Source organism: Bacillota bacterium (assembly GCA_036504675.1).
GTDB lineage: Bacteria > Bacillota > Sulfobacillia > JAJYWN01 > JAJZPE01 > DASXUT01.
Genome location: DASXUT010000087.1, coordinates 1 through 5,576, shown reverse-complemented (window position 1 = coordinate 5,576; position 5,576 = coordinate 1). Strand labels below are relative to the sequence as shown.

The following is a 5,576-nucleotide window of genomic DNA, read 5'->3' as shown; positions in this document are numbered from 1 at the left end:
CGGAAAGCTCAAACGGTGGCAACTTGTACTTCTCACGGTAGAAGTACCCCCGCCTGATATGGTCGTAGTCGATAGGTGCCCGAAGCCTGTCACGAAGGCCTTCAATGTCCCTCTTGATGGTCCTGAGACTGACCTCGAATTGTTCGGCCAGCCGCTTGGCGCTCGGGTAGCCTCCCCGGCCGATCTCCCGGAGGATTTCCATCATCCGCAGGGCCGCCGCCCGGTCAACCGGCAGGCGCGAGATCTCCCGTTCGGTCCGCCCTCGCGGCGCGGCGATCGCTGGTCTGGTCATCTGCCTACCCCCCGGCGACAACGGTATACTTGCCCAAGCCGAAAGTGGCGTTTTTGCCCACATGGATCCATTCACCGACCGCAAGAAACGGAGCAAAGGGGGTCAAGTCCCCCGCGTATTCGACCTCCCCAACGATTCCGCCCAGCTTCATTGGCGTGCCCTGACGGGCCGAGTAGCGTTCCCAGTCAACCCACGTTGTCTCGTCGCAGACAGTCCTGACGGCCTTGGCCTCGCCGATCAGGGCGTGGTAGTCAAGATCCAAATCATGCCCGCCGTGCAGTGACGCCAGGGCCGAGGCCCGGCGCAACAGGGCCCTCACCAGGACTTCGAATGTTGGCCGATCGACGAGGTGTTCTCCGTACTTGAGTCTCGTCGGGGTCTCGAAATGAAGCCGGATCCGCTCTACGGGAAGCCGGCCTCCGAGCCGGGATTTCACCCGGGCCAGCGCTTCGGTCCCGCCGAGCGTGTTCTCCACTTGCCGTACCATGCCGTCCGACGGCTCGTAGACCAATCGTCCCTCAGATGAAACCCGCTCCAGGTCAGCTCGCCCCCGCCCGATTCCCAAGCCCTTCCCAGCCAGTTCCTTGAACGAAACGATGAAGTAGGGCAGGTACTCCATGCCTCGCCCGAAGAGGGTCAGGCCAAATTCGAATGGTTCTCCGGGCCGGTATGTTACGGGCTCTCCCGGTGGCGGCTCAAAGAGGAACGGGCGGGGAACGCTTTCCAGGCTCGCAAACCTCCCTGCTCCCGGAACCCGGCCGGTGGCAAAGACATAGGCGAAGGCGCAGGCGGAGTTGAGCAGACAACCAGGACACTCCGCGTTCCGCTGTGAGCACGTGAGATTCCGGAAAGCGGAACCGAAAGCTCCCCTCAATGCCGACCCCTTGAAGCGAGGCAGGCGTAAGGGTGTGGTCGCCCGGAGCATGATTTGGTAGACCGCCCATTGCAGGCCGCCAAGGGGACCACCGCTCGATCCTTCTGGCTCTTGTCGCAGACCCCTACTCATAAGCAGTCCCTTCCAAAGGGCAATTGGCCAGACGGCGGGAGCGCCAGCTTTCTCCACTCTTTTCGGAATTCGTCACCAACCGACACCCTTCCTTCTTATGGGTATGTTGCTACAATCTGGTTAGCAGCAGTCGGAGGAAGGACAACCGCCTGACATAACGAAATAGTGGCGGGTATTCCATTGGAGCCCTCCGACTAGCAACGACGTCGGCCAGCATCCGTGACGGGAGACGACCAATTGCCTGAGACCACCCTGCCGCGTGCAGAGCACCCGCAGACGACGCGGGACGCTGGAGCCCGTTCCAAGACTGACCTCCCCCGCCTCCGCGCCGCCATCTGGGCCCTGACCTGGCCGGTCGTGGCCGAGCAGTCGCTGATGACGGTGACTCAGGTGGTCGACGCGATCATGGTCGCCAAGCTGGGGGCGGCCGCCATCGCCGCGGTCAATCTGAGCTTTCAACCGTTCTGGCTGCTCAGTTCGATCTTCATGGGCCTGTCCATCGGGACCACGGCCCTCGTCGCCCGGTGCACCGGAGCCGGGGACCCCAAGGGGGCCGGCGCGGTCACCCGGCAGTCCTTCCTCCTGGCGGCGGTCTTCGGGGTCTTCTCCACCGCCCTGGCCGTCTTCTTCGCCCGCCGGATCGTGGCCATGATGGGGGCCCAACCGGAGGTCATCGACCTGGGGCTCGGCTATGTCCGGGCGCTGGCCCCCGGGCTCTTCTTCCTGACCATCCAGACCGTCCTCTCGGCGGCCATGCGCGGCGCCGGCGACACGCGGACGCCGATGGTCGTCAACACCCTGACCAACGTCGCCCACATCTTCACCAACTGGCTGCTCATCTTCGGCCACTGGGGTTTCCCGGCGATGGGCGTGGTCGGCGCCGGGATCTCGACCAGCCTGACCCGGATCGCCGGCGGCGTGTGGCTCTTCGCCCTTCTCCTCACCACGGACGGGCCTCTCCGCCTGCATCTCAGGAGGCTCTTCACCATCGACTGGCCGACGATGACCAAGGTCATCCGGATCGGCCTGCCGGCCGCCCTGGAGCGGGCCGTCAGCAGCGTCGGCCAGATCGTCTACGCCCGCGAGGTGGCCGCCCTGGGGACGACCCCGGTGGCCGCCCACTACATCGCCCTCAACATCGAATCCCTGTCCTACATGCCCGGGATGGGGTTCTCCGCCGCCGCCTCGACCCTGGTCGGGCATGATCTCGGGGCCCGCCGGCCAAAGCAGGCCGCGGCCAGCTCATGGGAGACCCTTCGCTTCGGGCTCTGGGTGATGGGGACGATGGGTGTCCTGTTCTTCCTCTTCCCCGCCTTCTTCATGCGCGTCTTCACGGTCGACCCGGACATCGTCCGGCTGGGCCTCGCCCCGCTGCGGATCGTCGCCTTCACTCAGTTCTTTGAGTGCATCGGCTTCATCATCCAGGGGGCCCTCCGCGGGGCCGGCGACACCCAGCCCGTCCTCTGGGCGACCACCGTCGGGCTGATCATCCGGCTCATCGCCACCGCCGTCTTCGTCTTCGCCTGGCATCTCGGATTGGCCGGGGCCTGGCTGGCGATGCTCCTCGATTGGATCTTCCGGGCCGGCGGCTCCCTGTGGTACTTCCGCACCGGTCGCTGGACGCGCGTTCGGGTGTAGTCGAGCAAGAAGTCCCCGCCGGCGGCCACGCCCCCCGGAGATGAAAGGGCCCCGGGCTCCAATGAGTCCGAGGCCCCTTGCTTTGGCTCGCCACCTACCACAGCCCGATGAACCGCCACCAGACCCCGCCGACGAGCAGCCAGATGACCAGGTTGACCAGGCTGACGATGAGCCCGTTGCGCCACCACGTGGCCAGGTCCAGGTAGCCGGCCCCGTAGTAGATGGGCGACGAGCCGGTCCCGTAGTGGGTCATGGCCGCGTTGAGGCTGTTCATGAAGGCCAGGACGAGGACGGTCAGGGGGATCGGGGCGCCCAGGCTGACGGCCACCAGGCAGAGCGGGACATAGAGGGCGGTGGCGTGGGCGGTCATCGAGGCGATGAAGTAGTGGGAATACTTGTAGGCCACGACGACGAGGATGAAGCCGACCACCCACGAGCCCAGGCCGCCCAACCCGGCCCTCAGCGTTTTGGCCAGGAGGCTCATCACTCCGAGCTGGCTGAGCCCGCCGGCCAGGGTGACCAGACCGCCGAACCAGATCAGGGCGTCCCAACCGCCTCCTTCGTCCAGGACGTCGCCCCAGTCGAGGACGTTCAGGAGGACCAGGCCGGCCACCCCGGCCAGGGCCACGGCCGTGGCGTTGAGGCCGGTCCATTGGCCGGTGGCCCACAGCGCCAGGGTCGCCAGGAAGACGACCGACAGCCCCATTTCGCCGCGGGCCGGCGGCCCGAGGGCGGCCAGTTCGCGCCGGGCGATGGCCGGGGCGTCCGGGGTCCGCTTGATCTGGGGATTGGTCAGGCGGTAGATGACGTAGGGGACGACGACCAGGGAGACCAGCGCCGGCAGGAGGGCGGCCCAGGACCAGCCTAACCAGGTGATGGTGTAGCCGAAGTTGTCCTTGGCCAGCTTGATCAGAAGGGAGTTGGGGGCCACCCCGGTCAGGAAGAAGGCCCCGTTGATCAGGGTCACCTGCATCTCGTTGAACATCAGGAAGGAGCCGATCCGGCCGGCGGTCGGGCCCGGCTCCGAGCCCATCGACGAGGCCAGTGAGCGAACCACCGGGAAGAGGATGCCCCCGGCTCGAGCCGTGTTCGACGGCGTGGCCGGGGCGATGAGCGTGTCGGCCATGGCGATGGCGTAGCCGAGGCCGAGGGTGCTCCGGCCGAAGAGCCCGACGAGGTTGTAGGCGATGCGTCGCCCGAGGCCGGTCTTGATGAAGCCCCGGGCGAAGAGGAAGGCCGAGACGATCAGCCAGACCGTGCTGTCGGCGAAGCCCTTGAGGGCGTCCGCCAGCGGTAGCGTCCCGGTGATCGCGGTGACGGCCACGCCGGCCAGGACGACGGCCCCCTGCGGCAGCGGCTGCAGGATAAGACCCAGGATGGTGGCGGCGAAGATGCCGATCAGGTGCATGGCCGCCCTGGTCAATCCACCCACGGGCGGCCAGGCCCAGAGGACCGCCCCGATGGCGATGACCAGAGCCAGTTTGAACAGCCTTCGCGACACTCGATAAACACTCCCCCGGATGGGACTTTAGCCCGGCGTGGGACTATAGCCCATCATACGGAGGAGGCTCCGGCCTTGTGCCTTGCAGGGGTAGTTGCGTAAGCGGGGAAACCTCTCTCCAGAAAGAAGGGGTCTGCCTTGACCGAAACCACGACCGTCGAAGCCATCGCCGACGAAATCGCCAGGGCCGGGGTTGACCGCGTCTTCGGCCTGCCCGGCGGGGAGGTCCTCTTCCTCCTTGACGCCCTGCGGCGGCGCGGCGTCGAGTTTGTCCTTTGCCGGCACGAAGCCGCGGCTGGTCTCGCCGCGGCCGTTTATGGCAAGCTGAGGAGGGTCCCGGGGGTGGTCCTGACCACCCTTGGGCCGGGGGCGGCCAACCTGATGCTGCCCCTGGCCAACAGCCTCCTCGACCGCGAGCCGCTGCTGGCCATCTCGGCCAGTCTCCCGGCGGGGCTACCGGTCACCCACACCCACCAGCGGCTGCCGCTCCTCGATGTCTATCGACCGGTCACCAAGCTCTGTGCCGAGATCAGTCCGTTCGGGGCGCGCCGGACGGTCCGCCGGGCTCTGGCCGCGGCCCTGGAGGAACCGGCCGGTCCGGCCTTTCTGACCCTTTCGCCGCGGGACGGGCAGGCCCCGGCCTATGACCGGACGGAGCCCGCGGAGGCGGACGCACCATCGGGCGGCCGGGCCCCATCACCGGCCCCGGGTGATCCGGACAAAGCCGCCGCCGAGCTCTCTCGGGCCCTGGGTCGGGCTACGAAACCCTTGGTGCTCCTGGGTTTGGGCGTCCGGCCCGAACGCGCCCCGGCCCTCCGCCGTTGGCTGGAGGCCTGGCGCCTGCCGGTGGCCGTCACCCCCAAGGTCAAGGGACTGGTCGACGAGACCGGCGACGGTTTCGTCGGGGTGGTCGGTGGGATGGCCGTCGACGGCCTGATGATGGACGCCCTGACCCAGGCCGACCTGATCATCGGTTTCGGCTTCGACCCGGTCGAGGTGGACAAAGCTTGGCACGCCGGACTGCCGATCACCTGGGTCCTGGAGTCGGCCTCGGCCGGCGGTCACCTGCCGGCCGACCATCTCCTCGTCGCCGACCACGGAGCCTTGCTCGAACGGCTGGCCGCGGCCCCTCCTCCGGC

At 67.4% G+C, this 5,576-nt stretch carries 5 protein-coding genes; 2 read left to right on the top strand and 3 right to left on the bottom strand.

Features of this window, described 5'->3' with window-relative positions; genetic code table 11:
* Both VGL40_06760 and cas6 read right to left on the bottom strand, forming a co-directional pair.
* Positions 1-292 (bottom strand): HTH domain-containing protein (locus tag VGL40_06760; protein HEY3314964.1); only part of this gene is annotated, 292 nt, incomplete at its 3' end.
* Between the two features lie 4 nt (positions 293-296).
* Positions 297-911, bottom strand: a complete 615-nt coding sequence (cas6, locus tag VGL40_06755) for a CRISPR system precrRNA processing endoribonuclease RAMP protein Cas6 (GenBank protein HEY3314963.1) — start codon at positions 909-911, stop codon at positions 297-299.
* A gap of 624 nt (positions 912-1,535) precedes the next feature.
* On the opposite strand from cas6, the gene VGL40_06750 reads away from it, so the two are divergent.
* A complete protein-coding gene (locus tag VGL40_06750) occupies positions 1,536-2,936 on the top strand; it encodes an MATE family efflux transporter (GenBank protein HEY3314962.1) in 1,401 nt (466 codons plus the stop codon).
* A gap of 94 nt (positions 2,937-3,030) precedes the next feature.
* Here the strand turns inward: VGL40_06750 and VGL40_06745 are convergent, their stop codons facing one another.
* Positions 3,031-4,437 (bottom strand): DASS family sodium-coupled anion symporter, encoded by a 1,407-nt coding sequence (locus VGL40_06745; protein HEY3314961.1) that lies wholly within the window; start codon positions 4,435-4,437, stop codon positions 3,031-3,033.
* A gap of 138 nt (positions 4,438-4,575) precedes the next feature.
* Here VGL40_06745 and VGL40_06740 point away from each other — a divergent pair.
* A partial coding sequence (locus tag VGL40_06740; GenBank protein ID HEY3314960.1) for a thiamine pyrophosphate-binding protein occupies positions 4,576-5,576 on the top strand: 1,001 nt, incomplete at its 3' end.